The sequence below is a fragment of the Vibrio sp. OPT46 genome (assembly GCF_015163535.1).
Classification (GTDB): domain Bacteria; phylum Pseudomonadota; class Gammaproteobacteria; order Enterobacterales; family Vibrionaceae; genus Vibrio; species Vibrio alginolyticus.
In genome coordinates this window covers 1-1,647 of the sequence record NZ_JADDYG010000355.1, presented here as the reverse complement: position 1 = coordinate 1,647, position 1,647 = coordinate 1, and the positions used below count along the sequence as shown (strand labels likewise).

Annotated in this window: 1 protein-coding gene; it reads left to right on the top strand. The window is 36.9% G+C overall.

The window, feature by feature from the left end:
* Window positions 1-653: RepB family plasmid replication initiator protein (locus IQR33_RS15825; protein ID WP_193843818.1), on the top strand; the 653-nt coding region annotated here is incomplete at its 5' end.
* Between the last annotated feature and the right edge of the window lie 994 nt (window positions 654-1,647).

The following is a 1,647-nucleotide window of genomic DNA, read 5'->3' as shown; positions in this document are numbered from 1 at the left end:
CTAAACAGAGCTATCGTCCTAAACGAGGACATGTAGTGCTGTATTTGAATGCTGAGTTGATTAGTATCATTAACCAAACCACATCAAACTATACACAGCTGCTGATAGGTGAAGCAGGAAACTTATCTTCCGTTTATACCATGAGGCTTTATGAGGCTATCAATCAATGGAAGAATTTAAGAAATAACCTAATTCTAGATGTTGATTGGATGCGCTCTAGGTGGCAACTGCCCTCTTCGTATGACAGAACTGCGGTTCTTAAGAAACGTTGGCTTAACCCAGCAATTGAAGAACTTAATAAGTTGCACATTTTCAAAAGTCTTTCCTACGAGGATGTTCGAAAAGGTACCAAGACTGTCGCATTTAAGTTTACCTGGGAGCTTTCTAAAAAGGCCCCAAGTAAACTATCCCTTGCAAGGTCAGCAATCAAAGCTATCAATGCCAACCTTCAACCAAAGCAGAGTGAAATGGTCGCATTGACTGAGCAGATTGGAGAACTATTGCTGAATGGTGAAGATATATCCCCTGCTGTCCTAAGCGCTATTAAGAAGTTTGGTGAAGAGTCAAAAGATGCTAAAGGTACATCAATGAAGAAATCAGATGACGTCATTGATGTAACCGACTATGAAATAGTCACAGATGATGAAGATTAGCTTCAACTAGCACACCAAAGAAGTAAATTTCCATCCAACTAGCACATTCAACAATCAAGTGTGCTAGTTCTGCCTCAAAATACCGTCCTAAGTGTCACCTTTACCAGATATTGCTGGTGGCTAAACCTCTCAATAACTGTGATCCAACTCCCTAATTGTTGTTTTTTATCCGTGATTGAAGTTGTTTTGTGGGTGATGAAGACCCAATTCCTTCTTTATAACCAGCTTTTTTGCTTCCTTTGAATGAAAACCCTGTAAATGAAGGTTAAGTTAATTTTTCAGAACTCCTTCTAACGTATTGAATTATAAGGATAGTATCTATTGCTTCTAGTTGGAGGGGTGACACTTAGGACGAAAGTAAGGGATCAATGAATATGCAATGCGTTTTTTTCTCTATTTTCGTCCTAGGTGTCACTGTTCTATGGCGATGTTTTAATCAGATTTTTTATAAGTATATGTATTTTAATTGTTTTTCTGTGTCAAGAGCGTGAGGGGTGACATTTAGGACGGTTTTAAAATGATACTTTAAGAAGCAATAATGTGTGTCCAGTACTCTATAGAATAAAGCTCAAACTTAATGATTATAACTGACTGAAAATAAAAGATATTTTATTTGTGCCTTAGGCTGATATAAAAAGCTACACACTGGAGTCATACTTTCTCTACGTTCGATATACAGTAAAGAGTGATAGGTGACATCTAGGACGAAAACATTCGTAGGGGTAAAATGGTTTAGCCCAGTTGGGAATTTAAGAAAAGCTAGTTACTATAGATATCATTGAATATATTTAAAGCATTGAAAATAAAGATAAAAATCTCTTCTCTGTGACATCTAGGACGTAAAGCCTACTTGAGTATAAGAAAGTAGAAAAGCATATCAATGAGTTAAATATACGGTGGCACTAGATAGAAAACTTTCGTCCTAGATGTCACACTTAGATAGAGGTGTTCTTCTATCTTATTGATTTACTATGGTCCAATAGTGTCTGGGGTG